The organism is Bernardetia sp. MNP-M8, assembly GCF_037126285.1.
Taxonomy (GTDB): domain Bacteria; phylum Bacteroidota; class Bacteroidia; order Cytophagales; family Bernardetiaceae; genus Bernardetia.
In genome coordinates, this window is the sequence record NZ_CP147012.1 from 978,963 (window position 1) to 996,375 (window position 17,413).

Sequence of the window (17,413 nt, forward strand, 5' to 3'; positions counted from 1 at the left end):
ATTACTTAAATATACAACTATATGTTTTTTGGTTCTGACGACAAACCAGTTTCTATTGTAGATGCTGTAAATAACCTACCTGAATCTGGGGTTACTATTTATGCGCTGAAAGCGTTAGATTTTGTAGTTCCAGGAGAATGGAATAATCCGACTGATTTTGATGCCTTAATGCGTGATGTTACAGGCGAAACAGATGAGGAATTTTTAGGAGAAGTAAAAGAAAAAGCAATAGAGCTTTACAATGACGATTCGCAAGGCTATCAAACGGCTATCAAAATTTTTAAAATGGTAGATACAGCCGATACAGCTCTTGGAGCTGCTGCAATGGCTGATAAATTGGCTGATAGTTTTAGTATGCTTTCTTTTATGAAAGACCTTACTCCAAAAGCTGATACAATTCAGAGTATTGATTTGGCTATCAAAATTACGGCTGAACTTCTAGCTTTTACAAAAATAAATGGAATCCCTGGAGATAGTTTTGGTGATTTTGTGGGTGCATTAGGCAATTATGCAGGAGAAAGCAAAATGCGTATGGCAGGAATTGTAGCCTTTGATGGTGTGCTTCCTCTAGGTCCTGATTTTGCCGAAATTGTAATGAACAAACTTCAATCGGTAAGTGTAGATAAAGTAGAAAATAGTAGTGTTTTCCAAAAAATGGCACAATATATACCAGGAAGTGGTGCTACCGACAAACTAGAATTTGTAAAAAAAGCATTCGGACACACAAAAGGCTGGATTAGTAATTTTCAATCTGAGAATAATATCAATTCAGAAAAAGTAATTGCAAGCCTTTCAGAATATATTTCTTTAGCTGATACAAAACTAGATTATGTAGCTGCTTTCTTAGATGCTTCAACCAACTACTTTGAGCATACAGGAACACAAACTGTTGCTAGTCGTTTGATTGAGCGTGCTGTAAATGAAGTTTAAAAGTCCAGAAGTTCATTTTTTAATTATTTCAATTCAAAAAAATCCGTTTTTATTTCTTTAAAGATGGATTTTTTTTTATATTAACAACGTATAAAAAAACTCTGCAATATTTTAAAACTAAACACATTTTCTTTTATCTCAAAAAATATCTTTATGAATCAAAAACTTAAAATTAAAGAATTTAAAAATGAAACAGGTGAAGTTTTCTTAGAATTAGGTTATGATCCAGAACAAAACTGGGGATTGACAAACTGGATTGGCTGGGTAAATGAAGACAATATTAAACAAGGTGGCGTAGCCATGATTGAATTAGTCAAGAAATATAAAATAAAAAATTGGCTTAATGACAGTAGAAATAACGAAGGCTCTTGGGATGGAGCAAATGATTGGATTGCTAACTCATGGATGCCACAAGTCGTTGTAGCAGGACTTAAAAAATATAGTGTTATACTACCTAAAGATTTGTATTCTCAATTATCTGCAGAATTTATGGCTGACAATGCTGAACAAACAGGTTTACAAGTGGTAAATTGGGATAGTGAAGAAAAAGCTAAGGCTTGGCTGATGGAGTAACTTTATCTTTTTTATAAAAAACAAAATTCCTATTTTAGTCCTTATGCTAGTATAGGATTTTTTTATTTATCTTACAACTAATATCTCTTGCTGTTGTTGGTATTTATACCAACGACCCCAAAACCTCAAAAAAAATGACTTTACATACAATAGATACAGGACTTTTCAAATTAGATGGTGGTGCAATGTTTGGTGTTGTTCCAAAAGTAATGTGGCAAAAACTCAATCCTGCTGATGAAAAAAATATGTGTACGTGGGCAATGCGTTGTCTTTTGATAGAAGATGGAAATAAACTTATTCTTATTGATACAGGAATAGGGAACAAACAAGATGAAAAGTTTGTCAGTCACTTTCATTTGCATGGCGATGACTCTTTAGAAAAATCGTTGAAACAAAAAGGTTTTTCAACTTCTGATATTACAGACGTTTTTCTTACTCATTTGCATTTTGACCATTGTGGAGGCGCAATAAAAAGAGAAAAGAACAAACTGATTCCTGTTTTTGATAATGCAACATATTGGTCAAATACAGAACATTGGAACTGGGCTATCGAACCCAACCCAAGAGAAAAAGCTTCATTTTTAAAAGAAAATATACTTCCTATAAAAGAAAGTGGACAATTAAAACTTCTTTCTAGCAATCAAAAAACAGATTCTTTGCCGTTTGATTTGCGCTTTGTGGACGGACACACCGAAAAACAAATGTTACCTCAAATAAAATATAAAGATAGAACAATTGTGTTTTGTGCAGACCTTATTCCATCAGTTCATCATGTACGCCTGCCTTATATTATGGCGTATGATATGCAGCCTTTAAAGACACTTTCTGAAAAAGAAGAACTATTGAATGAAGCTGTCGAAAATGATTATATTTTATTTTTCGAACACGACCCAGTTAATCAATGTTGCACCTTGCAGAGAACAGAAAGAGGAATTATGCCAAAAGAAATTGGAATGTTGAGTGATTTTGTATAAAAAATGAAATATTTAACACCTTTTTTTTGTTTTTTGAAACCTTTCTGAGTATGATTCGTAGTCAGTCTACTTTTTTGACAAAAATATTTTTCATTTTGATAAGCAAAAAAAATTTAAGCAAAACAATAAAACCTTAAACAGCTAAAAATCAACAACTTACAAATAAATAAAATAAAAACAAAGATTTGGATTCAATTTTGGCACACTTAAAATAGATAAGATAAAATTCTTTATAAAAAATATTATTTTCCTATTTCTATGCTAATTTATCTACTTTTCTTTATTATTGGTCTTGCCATGATGTTTAGTTTCTTTAAAGGACTAGAATTTATTTCTCGTTACAAAAATCCTAATAAGAAAAGATAAATAAATAAATAAGTAGTTAAAGTTATATATAAAAATGTCAATTCGAATGATTACCATATTTCGAATTGACATTTATTAGTTTTAAAGGGTAGAAAAACAACTATTTTTATTCTAACCAACTATACGCATAATTGGTATCTACATACTCTAATGCTTGTTTTGTTAGATATAGAGGACGGAAAGTATCGACCATTACGGCATATTCGTGTGTTGCTTTTTTACCTATACTTGCCTCATACGTTCCAGGATGAGGACCGTGAACAATTCCCCCAGGGTGAATGGTAAAAGAACCTCTATCAATTCCTTTTCTACTCATAAAATCTCCTTCTGCATAAAAAAGAACTTCATCAGAATCAATGTTTGAGTGATTGTAAGGTGCAGGAATAGAATCTGGATGATAATCAAAAAGACGAGGAACAAATGAGCAAATTACAAAACCACCCTCTGATTGAAAGGTCTGATGAACAGGTGGTGGCTGATGAATACGTCCAGTAATTGGCTCAAAATCATAAATTGAAAGTGTATAAGGATACAAACAACCATCCCAACCGACAACATCTAAAGGAGAGAAATCATAAACATGTTGATGTAAAAAATTTCCTTTTTTTGTTTTGATAAGTGTTTCTTTTGGCTCTTTTTCTGTAACTAATTCTTGAGGGCCATGAATGTCACGTTCACAATAAGGCGAATGCTCTAAAAGTTGCCCCATTCGATTACGATAACGATTAACTGTTTCGATAGGCGCACGAGATTCAGTAATCATCATTCTGACTTCTACTTTATTTCCATTTTCATCTACTTCATTTTTGTCAAATTCCATTTTATAAACTGTAGTTCTTGGAATGACTACATAATCGCCTTTTTTCACTCTCAATTTTCCTTGTGGGCAATATAAATATCCATTTCCATCGTGCATATAAATTACTTCATCCTTTTCGCCATTTTTATAAAAATAATCCATTGTATTTTTACTTGGGTTGCAAATTGACAACACACACTCATTGTTGGCAAGCAAAGGGATACGAGCATCTAAAAAATCTCCACCTGTTCTTTCAGAAAGAGAAGTTTTGAGGTGCATAGGTTGCAGAGGATAATCTGTAAGCAATTCCGTTTTTACAGGAATAGGCTCAAGCATTTTTTTGATTTTTGTGGGTGGATTGATATGATAAAGTATTGTGTAAATACCATCAAATCCACGAGAGCTGACAAGTTGTTCGTGATACAAACTACCATCTTCTTGTCGGAATTGGGTATGTCGTTTGGGTGGAATCTGACCCATTTTCTGATAATAACTCATTGCGTTATATTATTTTATGGTTGGATTGTGTGATTTATTTTAATTTACTTTTTTTTATTTAAAAACAGAACTCTAATGGTCTGTTTTAGTTTACAGACAAACTACTCAAATTATGAGAAGATTATGCATTTTGAGGGTGAAAAAATTATAATCTTTTCTCAAAATGGAAATTTACATAAAATTAGTCCAATATCTTTATTAGGTAGGCATTTTTTTGTGTTATCTTTGTGTGTTTTTTGAGTTTCTTTTCAATACTGCTTTTTAGAACAAGCCATTTTTTGTTTTGTGAGAAAGATTTTTTTTTATAAAATGTTACTAAAAATAGAAATAAATACCAATGTCTTCTACTTCCAATCCTAACCCTAAATTAAATTCTAAGAACGTAACTGCTAAAGCTCCTGATGAAAAAGAAGTTTTTAAGACACTCAACACGAATAAAATTTATATTCCCGTTTTGATTGGATTAGGTGTTGCAGTTTATTTTTTCTTAGAAAAAGTTGATATTCCTATTTTTTTAGATGCTTTAGGCAAATCAAACTGGCTTTGGTTTTTAGCTGCCTTAATTATGCTGTTGGCTAGAGATGCAGGTTACATATATCGTATTAGAATGATTAGTGATGAAGAGCTTTCTTGGAAATCTAGTATGTATATTATTTTATTATGGGAATTTGCGTCTGCTGTTACTCCTTCTGTGGTGGGTGGAACGGCCGTTGCTATTTTTATTCTGAATCGGGAAGGATTATCCTTTGGAAAATCGATGGCATACGTCATGATGACTGCCTTATTAGATAATTTCTTTTTTATTGTTTTTTCTCCTTTAGCTATTTTTGTTTCTAACTCATTTGATTTTATGGTTTTCCCTGCTATTTCGGCAGATATATTCAACGAATTTGTACAACAACAAGGTTTAAAAGGAGCTTTTTATGTAAGTTATGGTTTGACAGTGCTTTATGCGATGTTTTTTGCCTATGGTCTTATCATAAATCCAAAAGGTTTTAAATGGCTTTTGATAAAAATTACATCCATCAAATTTCTCAAAAGATTTCAAGAAGGCGCAATAAATACAGGCAACGAAATGATAATTGCTGCCAAGGCATTACGTGGAAGTGGAATATCATTATGGATAAAAGCTATTTTTCTAACCTTTTTTATATGGATAGCTCGTTATTTGATGCTCAACTGCTTGATATCTGCTTTTACTCCTCTTGATGCTGTGGATCATCTTTTCGTATTTGCTCGTCAGATAGCGATGTGGATTGTCATGCTTCTTTCTCCAACCCCTGGAAGCAGTGGAACAGCAGAAGCTGTTTTTTGTCTGTTTTATGCAGAATATTTGCAAAAAGAGTTTTGTGCAGCAGTAGGTATTTTGTGGAGACTTTTCTATTATTATCCGTATCTATTTATAGGAGCATTAGTTTTACCTCGTTGGCTAATTAGAGTAAATAAGAACAGAAAAAAGAAGAAGAAGTAAGAAAATATATTCAAGAGTCTGTTAATAGCCTAATACAAATTCAATGTAATGAAGTCGTTTAAGTACAGGAAGCAGAGAAGTTAACAGGCTGTGTGTTTCTGTGTCGTTGGTGAGACACCAACAATGGCAAAAGCGTTTCGTTCAACTCTGGGGAGTTGAACGCACAAAAAACATTGCAAAACTTTTGAAAATAGTGCAATAGACTGTATACAAATCAGAGTTATTTTAGATTAGCAAAAACTATTGACAAGATTTTTATGAAGATGTTCTGTATCAATATTATATCTTCACACCCACAATTGTAATATCATCACGCTGTTCTACACCCCAACTGTGCGTTTGGAGTTCATCATTTAGTTCTTGTTTTTGAACAGGAAGTGCCAAACTAGCATTTTTTTCTAGCAACTCTAAAAGGCGTGTTGTTCCAAACTTTTTGTTATCGGAATTTTGTTGATCACTAAAACCATCTGTCATGAGATACAAACAATCTCCTTTCATCAAATACAAATCTTGTGTTGTAAAAGGTTTTTCTTTTCTATCTCTTCCACCAATAGATTTTACGTCTCCTTTTAAGCTCTGTAAAAATGAATTTTGAAAATAATAAAGAGGGCGTTTTGCACCTGTAAACTGCACATGAGCTGTTTCATCAGAATTAAAATGAATGGTGCAAATACAAACATCCATTCCATCGTCATTTGACATATTGTTCTGTTGTAATGACTTTTTTACACCTTCATGCAAACGTGTCAAAATTTGGGCAGTATCAAATATTTTTTCTTGATTTACAATTTCATTCAAAAGTGTATTTCCAATCATTGACATAAATGCCCCTGGAACTCCATGACCTGTACAATCGACAGTTGCTAACACTGTTTTTTGTCCATCTAATGTATATTGATTTGTCATCCAGTAAAAATCCCCTGAAACCATATCTTTAGGTGAGTATAGCACAAAGTAATCTGCAAAAGCTTTTTCGAACTCTATTGCAGCAGGTAGAATAGCTTCTTGGATAGTTTGGGCATAACGAATTGAATCAGTAATCTTTTGGTTTTTTGTAGTAACTTCTTTATTAAGTGTTTCAATTTGTTCAATTTTGGTTTCTAGTTCACCTTTTGTTTGATTGAGGTCATGATTTGATTTTTCCAAATCTTCATTTTGCTTATTAATTTTACGAGAAACAAAATAAGCACCACCAGCAACTACTAAGAGAAGTAAAGCGACAATACCTACAACAATCATTTGAAGACGAGCCAATTCCTTTTCAGCCTCTACTTCTTCTATTTTTTCTGTAAAGGCTGTTGTAATAGAATCTTTTTCATACAAAAGTCCTCTAATTTTATCCATTAGTTTCCGTGTTTCAGCTTGTGCTGCTTCAAAAGCAACTTCATTTTCTATAAGTTGTTTTGATAGTGCATCAAGCTCTCTTCTTAATCTACTTTTTTCTTGTGCCGTAATGTTACTGCTATTGAGTTCTTCAGCTATTTCTTCCATAGCTCTACGTATTTTATAACCTTGTTCTGCAAGCAAACTTTTCTGCATTTCAAGATCATTTACTACCTTTTCTAGATTGACTCGCTCTTTTACAGTTGTGGTATCTTCTTCTACCTTTTCTTTAATCTCTTCTTTTTTTGGTTTCTCAGCTTTCAAAACAGGATTAGATAAATCTCCTGAAAGCACTATATTCACTTCATTCAATTTGTTGTTATAAGAAAAAAATCTACCATTTATTTTTTTTCCATTAATTATAAATTCTGAAGAAGAAGTTACCGTTTTTCCATTCGGAATTTCCATATAAAAATTCCCAACAGCATCAGCCTTAGTTACTTTTTCATAGTTTACACCCTTCCAAATTATTTCTGCACCAGCCAAAGGAGTATTTTTTTGTGCAAAAACTTGTCCTTTCAAAGTCTTATCTAATTTCCTTAATGTAATAGAAAGACCATTTCGTCCCATATCATAATCTACCAAAGAATATCCTTCTTTCTCTATATTTACTTTTTTTGGATATCCTTTTGAAGCTGGATACTCTATTGTAAATCCACCATTGCTATTACTGACTCCTTTACCAATGTTGGGCATAATGACGGTAACACCTTCGACAGAATTACCTTTTGTATCACTAGTCGTTCCCATAATAATTTTTGTTTGTGCCATAACTGCATTGGAAAAGCAAAACAACAAACCGATTACAAAGAAAGAACGAATAATAAAACGAGTACAAAAAGAGAGCTTTATTTGAATATTTATTAATTTGGATAACATACGTAAAGTAGAATGGACAAATTCTTAGTTTCAACTTTTATCATTTCTTCAAATCTAGTTAGTTACTTAAATAACATCTTACTTAATTTTAAGTAAACTAGATTATAGACCATTCTCCAAATATATAAAATCTGTATCTATCTACCTACAAAAAAAACAAAAAGGCTACTTTTAAATTAAAAAACAGCCTTTGTTACTATCTTACTTTTTAAAATAAACATCTCTAGCCTTTTTTAGTGCATTACTAAAAGCTTCTTTTGAAGAAAATATTTTTTTAAATGCTCCTTGATAAGTTGTAGGATTTTGATTTATTTCACCTTTAGAATCTTGACTTAATACGGTCTCATTTCTTACTTCTACTTCTTTTTTACTTTTATCTTTAGCCTGATTTTCTTCATTTTGGCTAATTTCCGAATCCATTTTCTTGGTTAGCATTTTATCTTCCTTGCTTTGCTCTTCTCTTAGTTTATCAGCTTTTTCAAAATGCTTATTTGCTTTTAATTGATAACCTACTTTTTCTTCTAAAAGTCCTAAATTATTATGAGCAATCGCATCCTCTGGGTCTAGTTCTACTGCTTTTCTGTAATCTTGCATTGCCAAAACAGTCATTCCTGCTGCTGCACGAATATAAGCACGGCTAGAGTAACGATATGGATTATCAGGTTCTAAATCTAAGGCAATGTTCATATTTACTAAGGCTTCTGCAAGTTTTCCAACTGTAAAGTAAAGCACTCCTCGTTCACTATACGCATTTGGGTTTTCAGCTTTCTGAATAGATAAATTGTAATCTTCTAATGCCTTCTTAAATTCTTGTAGTTTGAAATAAGCATAGCCACGACGAAATAAAACTTCACCTTCTGAAATAAATTTTAATTCCTCTTTTTGAGGATTTTCAGCAAAATCATTCAATAAATTGGTAGAAACTTCGACAGCTTTTTCGAAATTTCCTTCTTGAATAGCTATATTTATAGTTTGAATGTTCATTTTTTAATGGTAATTATTTTTAGCGATTTAATTGTCAATCACAAAGTTATTTTTAAAATTGTTTGAGTTCTATGAATAAGATACTATTTGTGCTACTAATTTGCTGTTTTTGCTCTTGTAATTTGTCAGAAACAAATAAAAAAGAGACGATTGATAAAGACCAAGTAGCAATCAAAACTGAGGATAGTAAAAAACTAATTAATGACCCCCGTTCGCCTAACCCTAGCAGTGAATTAGCTGTTCTGATGCGTGATATGTGGGAATATGCTGATACACTAAAAACAGCCATTGTCAATAAAAACACAAAAGAATTGCCCGATTATTTACCTCATTTTGAAAATATTTTAGGAGCAGAACCAACAGACGAACATACAAAAAGTCCAGCCTTTGATGCTATGGCAAAGATAATGCTTCAAAAATTGGAAAACGTATATCAAAATGCTTCTAAAGGTAAAGAACACAGTCTTCAAGTAGAAGGTTTTAACTTATTTGTAAAAAGCTGTTTGCAATGTCATGAACAACAATGTCCAGGACCTGTTTCAAAAATATCTAAGTTGGTAATAAAATAATTCGTTCTAAAATATAATTGAGAAAACAACTTTTAATTTTCATCATTTTTGACAATGAGTAGAAAATTAGCGACCTTTGTATTTATTTTTTACCTGTTTTATACGATTTTATTCTTCATTAAGCTATGCAAGTCAATACTGCCAAATTTTTAGAAAGCAATCCGTCTGTAAAGACTTGTCCTTCACCTCACATGCCCGAATATGCTTTCATTGGGCGTTCGAATGTGGGTAAATCTTCTCTTATCAATGCAATGACAAACCGAAATAGTCTTGCAAAAACTTCTTCTACACCAGGTAAGACTCAATTAATAAATCATTTTCTAATAAACGAAAATTGGTATTTAGTAGATTTACCAGGTTATGGTTGGGCAAAAGTGAGTAAATCACAACGAAGAGATTTTGAAGGCTTAATTACAGAGTATCTTTCTGAACGTAAAAATTTAGTAGTAACGTTTGTTTTGGTAGACATCAGGCACGAGCCACAAGCGATTGATTTAGAATTTTTTGAATGGTTGGGAGAACATCAAATTCCTTTTGCTATCGTTTTTACAAAAGCTGACAAACTCAATAATAGTAAATTGGTCGCTTCTTTAGAGCGTTATGAAACAGTTTTGAAATCTCGTTGGGAAGCATTACCTCCTAATTTTATTACTTCGTCAGTTAAAAATGAAGGTACAGAAGATATTTTGGTTTATATAGAAAAATATAATAAGGCATTAGAGGAAAAATTTTCTCAAATTCAGCCTATTAAAGTTACAAAAGAAGAGCTTCCACAGCCACAAAAACAAGTTGTACAAAGAAAAAAATACAATCAACATAAACCGTATAAAAAAGAAGAGCAAACAAATGAATTGAATGATTTTGAGAAAAAAACATTTGATGCAACCACTCCAAAACCAGTAAAGCCTTCAAAATATGCTTCTCCTAGAAAGACAAACTCAAAATATACTGTTCCTTTTTCTGATTCAAATAACAGTGACAAACCTGCTAAAAACACAGGAAAAAGACCTGTAAAGAGTACAGGAAGAAACTCAAAAGCAGTAGCAAAAGCAGGAAAAAAAGATTTTGGAAAAGATACGCCTAAAAAAGATTTCAAATCTACTCCTAAAAGTTCAAACTCTTCTATAAACAAAACCAATCCGAAAGCAGCACCTTTTAAAGGAAAAACAGGGCGACCTAAAAAGTAAATCAATAGCTTAATTAAATGTAAATCAAAATTCTATTTTATTTTTACTATTTTTGCGCTCTTGCATTTATTGTAATTTAAAATATACTTATAGGCTTTAGCCTTCGAATAAAATTTTATTTCATAAAAAACGTTTATCTGAATAAGCTAATTTTTGTACGAAAATCGAAGCATAAATCCTTATAAAACTAATCAACAAAACTCTACATAGTATATATGAAACTTAAAGAAGTAGCCGTTATTTCGGGCAAACCAGGACTGTATCAAATTCTTAAACCTACTCGCAACGGAGTAATTATTGAAGCTATCGGAGGAGGTCGCTCCAAAATTATGGCAGATGCAAGCCATCGTATTTCTATTCTAAAAGAAATTTCTATTTATACAACTACTGAAGAAGGTTCTGTTCCTTTGCAAGATGTATTTCATAAGATGTATGAGAAATATGCTCTCAAAATGGACATCAAAACATCAGACAATGATGCGCTAAAAGGACTTTTAAATGATATTTTGCCAGAATGGGACAAAGATCGTGTTTATACTTCTGACATTAAAAAATTAGTAATGTGGTACGGTATCTTGGCTGAACATGCTCCTGAACTAATAGACCCTGCTCAAAAAGAAGAAGAGGAAGAAGAAGAAACTCCAACAACTGAAACAAAATCGGAAGAAAGTGCTGAAGAGCCTAAAGCAAAAACTAAAAAGGCAACTAAAAAAGTTGATGCAATGGTAGAAGCTGAGACTACTGCAACAGAAGAAAAACCTAAGAAAAAAACAGCTAAAAAAGACGACAAAGAAACAAAAGCAAAGAAAACAGTTGCTAAAAAAACGGATAAGCCATCAGCTAAAACACAGAAACCAACTTCAAAAGCAGCTACCAAAGCTGTAAAAGGTAAGAGAGGAGATAAGTAATTTTTTACCTTTCTTTAATCAACAAAAAATCCTAAATAGAAGAGAATCTATTTAGGATTTTTTAGTTAAGGAAGACCTAAAACCAATTTCTATTGAAAATAGTATGTCCCAAAAACACATAAAAATACTAGAAAAACCAAAAGGCAGAAGATTTGTAATCAGTGATATTCACGGTTGTAGCAAGACTTTCAAGGCTTTAGTAGGAAATAAAATGCAACTTACAAAAGATGATCATTTATTTCTTTTGGGAGATTATATCGACAAAGGAATTGACAGTGCAGGAGTAATTGACTATATTTTGTATTTGAAAGAAAATGGCTATAAAGTCTTTCCACTAATGGGAAATCACGAACTTAATCTTTTAGAAGCTAGTCAAGAGTATAATGAACGTATGTTTCGGCTTTTTCTAAAGATTAATAAATGTAAAGGAATAGTAGATGAGCAATTAAAAATAAAACCACACTATTTAGCTTTCTTCGAATCTTTACCTTATTATTATGAGTTAGAAGATTATCATTTAGTACACGCAGGGTTTGATTTTCGCAACGAAAAACCTTTTCAAAATTATAAAGCAATGCTAGAAATTCGTCGTTTTCAAGCTGATACAGAACTTTTGAAAGGTAAAAAAATAATTCATGGTCATACGCCAACCAATCTTACAGATATTCAGAAAAGTATCACTAACAATGCTGTTGTCATTCCCTTAGACAATGGCTGTGTATATACAAAACCTCATAAAATTTTGGATTACAAACAGCTTGGGAATCTTTGTAGTTTGAATTTGGATAGTTTAGAGCTTATTTTGCAGAAGAATGTTGAGTAAGAAACAGGAAATTCTGATTCTAGTGCAAGATTCTATCTTGTACTTGCTGTTTCGTCAGCATATGCTGACAAAATGATAGGCATAAGGAGAGCCTTGCGCCAGATGGGCTTCGGTTTATAATTGAGCCAAATCGCAGATTTGGCAAACTTGATAAATAGGAGTAAACCTAAATTAAAATACTTAATAACTAGGTTTTATGCTTTTTTTTTAGTTTATTTTTTTCCATACCCATAGATAAATATGCCCTTTTCAGTTTCCTCATATTCAATTATTTTTCCTGTGTCTAAGCACTTTTTTAATTTATCTATTTCTTGATTTTCTATTCGTGGTTCTAAAATTTCAGTTCTATTATTTCTTTCATAAATTCTTTGAGAAGGAATAAAAATATATTCAATTTCTTTTAATTCACAAGTTCCACAATACTGTTCAAGATATTTTCCGTTTATAAAGTCAGTTTCTTTTGGTATAGAAAAGGAGCGTAACTTTTCATCAATTAAAAACTTTACAAGTGCTTTGAAACCATAATCAAGAGCATTTATTTTATTGAATAAATATTTCCATTTAGTATTATTCATAAAACCTGTTCTTTCAGCAATTTCTTTGTTCAATTTTTTGTGATATCGAATGGAATTTGTGTTTTCTTCACTCATATTTTATATTTCTAATGTTTTTCTGTTGTTGGTCAACATGGCAAGCCGAAACTAAAGACAAGGATTTTAGAAACTTCCAAAATTTTAGATTAAGAATTATAGTCAAATTCATATAATCGCTAAAAAGTTGGAAGAACCAAAAATTTACTTAAAAACAATCTACAAATCAAAAAAAAGGAGTTAGTTTTTTATAAAATTTTCCCACTTCTGTTTCAGAAATGGCAACAACTGTATTGTTTGCACCTGATGAAAGTGTACGAGGATAACGTTTTTTCATTGAAAATTAATTTGGATAGTTTAGAATTTGTTTTTCAGAGAAATTTCGAATAGCTCCTCTTTATATAGTAGAGTTATATAGTAGAGTTACTTCATAAATTTATGTAATTTCTCTTGTTCATTTTCTATAGGAATTCCATACTTCTCTTTCTTATAAACATCTTCTACAGTTATTCCTCCAAACGCTTGAACTGGATGTATAGAAACCGATTTAATACTACCATCATTTTTGTCAATAACCAGACAACCATCTCCTAAAAACACATCATGAGAGCCACTCAAAACACATGTTTCTGTGTTGTAATACAGAATATATCCTAAATCAAATTCTCTTAATTTAGTTTGCACTATCTTAGTCTTATAGACTTTACTCAAATCATTAAGACACTTATCTTTTAAAATTTCTACTTGTTTGAAGGAAATCATAATTAATCTTTTTTGATTAGTTTACATAAAATTTGACTACTAGAATAATAAACGGGATTTTAATACTATAGTATTTTACTTTCTATATGTTATAATTTTTAATTACTGTACTCAAATATAACAAAAACTAACTAAAATAAACACCTCATTCCATTAGCAAAATGCTAAAAAATAACGTAATTTTAATTCACAATTCATAATTTACCATTCACAATTCAAACAAGATGCTTTTTTCCATCTATCGTTCGTCAGCAGGTTCTGGCAAGACTTATACGCTTACCAAAGAATATATCAAAATTGCTTTGGCAAGTCCCAATCCAGAACTATTGGGCGAATTTGATGTGCATTATTACCGTCATATTTTGGCTGTAACTTTTACAAATGATGCAGCAAAGGAAATGAAACAGCGTATTGTGAGCAAATTGGATGCTTTTTCGGTTTTGGAAACGGCAGAGGAAGATTCGATGTTTCATGATATTTTGAAGGAATTGAAAGAAGAATATCCACAAATAGAAATTACAAAAGATGAGATTGTAAGGCGTTCGAAGGCATTGCATCAAACTATTTTACATCATTATTCCGATTTTGCAGTTTCTACGATTGATTCTTTTTCCAAACGAATTGTTCAGGCTTTTACCAAAGATTTGGATTTGCCTCCCAATTTTGAGATTCAATTAGACATTGAAGAAGCCTTAGAGGAAGCTGTCAGTCGAATGTATTATAAGATTGGAGAACGTGGCGACCATCATTTGAGCGAAGTCATGAAAGAATTTGTCTTGAAAGAAACACAAGATGAAAAAAGCTGGAACGTAGATAGAGGACTTTTAGATTTTGGGAAAATTATTTTTGAGGAAGCTAAAAAACATTCAGTAGAAAAAATCAAAGCTCTTACCCAAACACAGCTAAAGATGGTAAAAGCAGATTATCTAACCTATATCGAAAAGGTAGAAAATGAAGTTATTCCACAAGCAGGAGATTTTGGAAGGATTCTGTTAAATGCTTTCGAAGAAAATGGACTTGTGGCTAAAGATTTTCATTATTCTACTAGAGGAATTTATAATCATGTTCTGACGTATGCTACCAATGAAGATAAAATAAAAGAAGAGTGGGATAAACAAAAACCTCTTAATTCTTATATCGCTAATGATGGGTTGAAGCTCAATAAATGGGCTGCAAAAGCAACAAAAGGCTCAAGTTTGGAAGCAATTAAAGAACTTTCTCCTATTATTAAGGATATGATTCTGAAAATTGAAGCTTTAAAAAATGAATATCAAGAAAAATATGCATACAGCCGAATGATGCGACGTTTTATTTTTCAGATGATGTTTTTAGAGGAAATAGCAAGTCAAATTGAATATTTTAAAGAAAAGAAAAATCATGTTTATTTGAGTGAATTCAATGAAAAAATTAATAAAATAGTTGAAAATGAACCTGTTCCGTATATTTTTGAAAGGATTGGAGAAAAATTCAAGCATATTCTAATAGATGAATTTCAAGATACTTCAAAGATGCAATGGCATAATTTGATTCCTTTGGTTTCCAATAGTTTGGCAAACGGAATGCGTAGTATGGTGGTTGGAGATGCCAAACAGGCAATTTATCGCTGGCGAAGTGGAGATGCTGACCTTTTGGTAAACTTGCCAAATGTTCCAAGCGCAGACCCAGATTCTATGCTTGCCGAACATACCGATATTTTTCAAGAACACGCCAATCAGCAAATTTTAGGTACAAATCGTCGTAGCGACCCCAATATTGTAGATTTTAATAATAAATTATTTCATTTTATAAGAAAGCGTTTTGATTCTGTTTGTCCAGATTTGTCTTCGCATTATGCTGAGGTAATTCAAGAAACTGTCTTTAAAGAAGGTGGGCATGTATCCGTTCGTTTTGTAGAAAAAAGTAGTAAAGACTCTCAAAAAATCTATCAAGAACGTACTTTTGAGTATTGTTTGGACTTAGTTAAAAATCTTTTAAAACAAGATTATAAGTTAGAAGACATTACCATTTTAGTCAGAACAAATGGAATGGGAGCATTTTTGGCAGAAAAATTTATCGAACAAAAAATCCCTGTTATTTCAGGAGATTCTTTGCTTTTAGTTTCTTCAAAAGTGGTTCAGACAATTATTAATTTTATGTTTTTGTTGCAACAACCTGATGATGCACCCCGAAAACTAGAAATTATTGAGTTTTTAGAAAATCATTTGGAACAGAAATATCAATCTGAAAATCCTCCTTTTGATTTGGCTGATGAAGTAAATAATGAAGACGAAGAGAATTTTACCAAAATCATAAAAGAACAGTTCAAAAAAACACTTTCAATGCCTGTTCTTCGCCATCTTTCACTTTATGAAATTGCAGAAGAACTCATTAGAGAATTAGAACTCTATCGTCATCATACCGAACAACTTTATATTCAAAAATTACTTGATGTGTTGTTTGAATTTAGTCGAAACAAGAATGATAATTTACTAGACTTTTTGGAACATTGGGAGCGCAAAAAAGGAAGAATTTCTATTTCTTCCCCTGAAGGTGGAGCTGCTTTGCGTGTCATGACGATTCATAAAAGTAAAGGTTTGGAGTTTCCTATCGTGATTATGCCTTTTGCAGATTGGAGTGTAAAACCGAGAGGTTCTAGTCAGCTTTGGGTAGAATGGGAAGACAATCCGATTGCTCCTGAGCTTTCAACTATGATTTTGTCGATGCGTGAAACTATGAAAGATGGAATTTTTTCAGAAGATTACAAAAAAGAATGGTCACTGAATTTTATTGATGCCATTAATAATTTGTATGTCGGTCTGACACGTCCTACCGAAAAGTTGTTCATTCTGACAAAACAAGTTTCCAAATTGGAAGATAAGAAGCCAGTCAAAACAAAAGCAAATGATACTACAAAAGAAGATAATTTTGGAATTGATAAGGTCAAAGATATTGCTGATTTATTAGGATTATTTCTCTTAAGAGAAGCAGGTGTTAAGAAAATTAATGCTCAAGAATATTTACTTTTTGAAGATAACTCAAACAAAAAGCACAAAACAAAAGTTAATAATAAGGAAACGCTCACTATAAAAGAACTCGTCAGTACAGAAGCTAGAAATAAAATCAGAGTCAGAAAAAACAATCTGCGCTATGATGAAAGCTACCTAACAGTAGAAGATTTTTATGATTCTAGGAAAGATGGTCTTTTAATGCACTATGCTTTTGAAAAAATTTTTACAATTAATGATACTTCAAAAGCAGTTCAAAGCCTTATTAGTGAAGGGCTTATTGCAGAAGATGAGCGAAACAGCTTAGAAACCAAAATGAAAAATGTCATGATGCTGCAACAGATTGCAGAATTTTTTCGTCCTGATATTGATATTTCTCAAAAAGAGAACGCAAACAATCCGAATGCGTATCAAATCTTAAACGAACAAGAAATTATTCAAAAGGGAAATCGTAGAGTCTTACGTCCTGACCGTATGATGATAAAAGGCGATACTGCCATTCTTATCGATTACAAAACGGGACAGATAGACCCCAAACATCAACAACAAATCAATGGTTATGCAACTGCTCTCTATCAAATGGGCAAACGCAAAGTCAGACGTTTTTTGGTTTATACTGAAAAAATGAAAGTTATAGAAGTAGATTAACATATATGACACTTTCGACAAACTTTTGTAATATTTCGGTAAACTTGGCAATACTTTTGATTAACCTATGCTTTGATATTTAATT

Annotated in this window: 14 protein-coding genes; 9 read left to right on the forward strand and 5 right to left on the reverse strand. The window is 31.8% G+C overall.

Annotated features, from left to right (window positions below; genetic code table 11):
* Positions 1 to 21: 21 nt before the first annotated feature.
* The 3 genes from V9L04_RS04105 (at position 22) to V9L04_RS04115 (ending at position 2,477) form a co-directional block, all read left to right on the forward strand.
* Positions 22 to 930 (forward strand): hypothetical protein, encoded by a 909-nt coding sequence (locus V9L04_RS04105; protein ID WP_338792804.1) that lies wholly within the window; start codon positions 22 to 24, stop codon positions 928 to 930.
* Between the two features lie 153 nt (positions 931 to 1,083).
* Positions 1,084 to 1,503, forward strand: a complete 420-nt coding sequence (locus tag V9L04_RS04110) for a hypothetical protein (RefSeq protein ID WP_338792805.1) — start codon at positions 1,084 to 1,086, stop codon at positions 1,501 to 1,503.
* Between the two features lie 134 nt (positions 1,504 to 1,637).
* Positions 1,638 to 2,477, forward strand: coding sequence for an MBL fold metallo-hydrolase (locus tag V9L04_RS04115; RefSeq protein ID WP_338792806.1), 840 nt, complete (start codon positions 1,638 to 1,640; stop codon positions 2,475 to 2,477).
* 472 nt (positions 2,478 to 2,949) lie between these two features.
* Here V9L04_RS04115 and V9L04_RS04120 read toward each other — a convergent pair whose 3' ends face one another.
* The gene (locus V9L04_RS04120) at positions 2,950 to 4,140 is read right to left on the reverse strand and encodes a homogentisate 1,2-dioxygenase (RefSeq protein WP_338792807.1); all 1,191 of its coding nucleotides are present in this window, start codon (positions 4,138 to 4,140) and stop codon (positions 2,950 to 2,952) included.
* A 337-nt stretch (positions 4,141 to 4,477) separates the two neighbouring features.
* On the opposite strand from V9L04_RS04120, the gene V9L04_RS04125 reads away from it, so the two are divergent.
* Entirely contained in the window at positions 4,478 to 5,611 is a 1,134-nt protein-coding gene (locus tag V9L04_RS04125; RefSeq protein ID WP_338792808.1) for a lysylphosphatidylglycerol synthase transmembrane domain-containing protein, read from the forward strand.
* A 279-nt stretch (positions 5,612 to 5,890) separates the two neighbouring features.
* Here V9L04_RS04125 and V9L04_RS04130 read toward each other — a convergent pair whose 3' ends face one another.
* On the reverse strand, positions 5,891 to 7,873 hold the full coding sequence (locus tag V9L04_RS04130) for a SpoIIE family protein phosphatase (protein ID WP_338792809.1): 1,983 nt from the start codon (positions 7,871 to 7,873) through the stop codon (positions 5,891 to 5,893).
* A gap of 201 nt (positions 7,874 to 8,074) precedes the next feature.
* On the reverse strand, positions 8,075 to 8,857 hold the full coding sequence (locus V9L04_RS04135; protein WP_338792810.1) for a tetratricopeptide repeat protein: 783 nt from the start codon (positions 8,855 to 8,857) through the stop codon (positions 8,075 to 8,077).
* Positions 8,858 to 8,928: 71 nt separating this feature from the next.
* On the opposite strand from V9L04_RS04135, the gene V9L04_RS04140 reads away from it, so the two are divergent.
* The 4 genes from V9L04_RS04140 to V9L04_RS04155 all read left to right on the forward strand — a co-directional run bounded on the left by V9L04_RS04140 (position 8,929) and on the right by V9L04_RS04155 (position 12,344).
* Positions 8,929 to 9,426: a hypothetical protein gene (locus tag V9L04_RS04140; RefSeq protein WP_338792811.1), complete on the forward strand. Its 498-nt coding sequence runs from the start codon at positions 8,929 to 8,931 to the stop codon at positions 9,424 to 9,426.
* 125 nt (positions 9,427 to 9,551) lie between these two features.
* On the forward strand, positions 9,552 to 10,613 hold the full coding sequence (gene yihA / locus V9L04_RS04145) for a ribosome biogenesis GTP-binding protein YihA/YsxC (RefSeq protein WP_338792812.1): 1,062 nt from the start codon (positions 9,552 to 9,554) through the stop codon (positions 10,611 to 10,613).
* Between the two features lie 215 nt (positions 10,614 to 10,828).
* Positions 10,829 to 11,521, forward strand: a complete 693-nt coding sequence (locus V9L04_RS04150; protein WP_338792813.1) for a DUF5606 domain-containing protein — start codon at positions 10,829 to 10,831, stop codon at positions 11,519 to 11,521.
* 103 nt (positions 11,522 to 11,624) lie between these two features.
* A complete protein-coding gene (locus V9L04_RS04155; RefSeq protein WP_338792814.1) occupies positions 11,625 to 12,344 on the forward strand; it encodes a metallophosphoesterase in 720 nt (239 codons plus the stop codon).
* Positions 12,345 to 12,556: 212 nt separating this feature from the next.
* Here the strand turns inward: V9L04_RS04155 and V9L04_RS04160 are convergent, their stop codons facing one another.
* Both V9L04_RS04160 and V9L04_RS04165 read right to left on the reverse strand, forming a co-directional pair.
* Entirely contained in the window at positions 12,557 to 12,952 is a 396-nt protein-coding gene (locus V9L04_RS04160) for a DUF6678 family protein (RefSeq protein ID WP_338792815.1), read from the reverse strand.
* A gap of 405 nt (positions 12,953 to 13,357) precedes the next feature.
* Positions 13,358 to 13,696: a hypothetical protein gene (locus V9L04_RS04165; protein WP_338792816.1), complete on the reverse strand. Its 339-nt coding sequence runs from the start codon at positions 13,694 to 13,696 to the stop codon at positions 13,358 to 13,360.
* 224 nt (positions 13,697 to 13,920) lie between these two features.
* Between V9L04_RS04165 and V9L04_RS04170 the strand changes: the two genes are divergently transcribed.
* Entirely contained in the window at positions 13,921 to 17,328 is a 3,408-nt protein-coding gene (locus tag V9L04_RS04170) for a UvrD-helicase domain-containing protein (RefSeq protein ID WP_338792817.1), read from the forward strand.
* Positions 17,329 to 17,413: the final 85 nt, after the last annotated feature.

Coding starts and splice junctions, on each gene's coding strand:
- V9L04_RS04105 (WP_338792804.1), top strand. CDS start 22: ATGTTTTTTGGTTCTGACGACAAACCAGTTTCTATTGTAGATGCTGTA.
- V9L04_RS04110 (WP_338792805.1), top strand. CDS start 1,084: ATGAATCAAAAACTTAAAATTAAAGAATTTAAAAATGAAACAGGTGAA.
- V9L04_RS04115 (WP_338792806.1), top strand. CDS start 1,638: ATGACTTTACATACAATAGATACAGGACTTTTCAAATTAGATGGTGGT.
- V9L04_RS04120 (WP_338792807.1), bottom strand. CDS start 4,140: ATGAGTTATTATCAGAAAATGGGTCAGATTCCACCCAAACGACATACC.
- V9L04_RS04125 (WP_338792808.1), top strand. CDS start 4,478: ATGTCTTCTACTTCCAATCCTAACCCTAAATTAAATTCTAAGAACGTA.
- V9L04_RS04130 (WP_338792809.1), bottom strand. CDS start 7,873: ATGTTATCCAAATTAATAAATATTCAAATAAAGCTCTCTTTTTGTACT.
- V9L04_RS04135 (WP_338792810.1), bottom strand. CDS start 8,857: ATGAACATTCAAACTATAAATATAGCTATTCAAGAAGGAAATTTCGAA.
- V9L04_RS04140 (WP_338792811.1), top strand. CDS start 8,929: ATGAATAAGATACTATTTGTGCTACTAATTTGCTGTTTTTGCTCTTGT.
- yihA (WP_338792812.1), top strand. CDS start 9,552: ATGCAAGTCAATACTGCCAAATTTTTAGAAAGCAATCCGTCTGTAAAG.
- V9L04_RS04150 (WP_338792813.1), top strand. CDS start 10,829: ATGAAACTTAAAGAAGTAGCCGTTATTTCGGGCAAACCAGGACTGTAT.
- V9L04_RS04155 (WP_338792814.1), top strand. CDS start 11,625: ATGTCCCAAAAACACATAAAAATACTAGAAAAACCAAAAGGCAGAAGA.
- V9L04_RS04165 (WP_338792816.1), bottom strand. CDS start 13,696: ATGATTTCCTTCAAACAAGTAGAAATTTTAAAAGATAAGTGTCTTAAT.
- V9L04_RS04170 (WP_338792817.1), top strand. CDS start 13,921: ATGCTTTTTTCCATCTATCGTTCGTCAGCAGGTTCTGGCAAGACTTAT.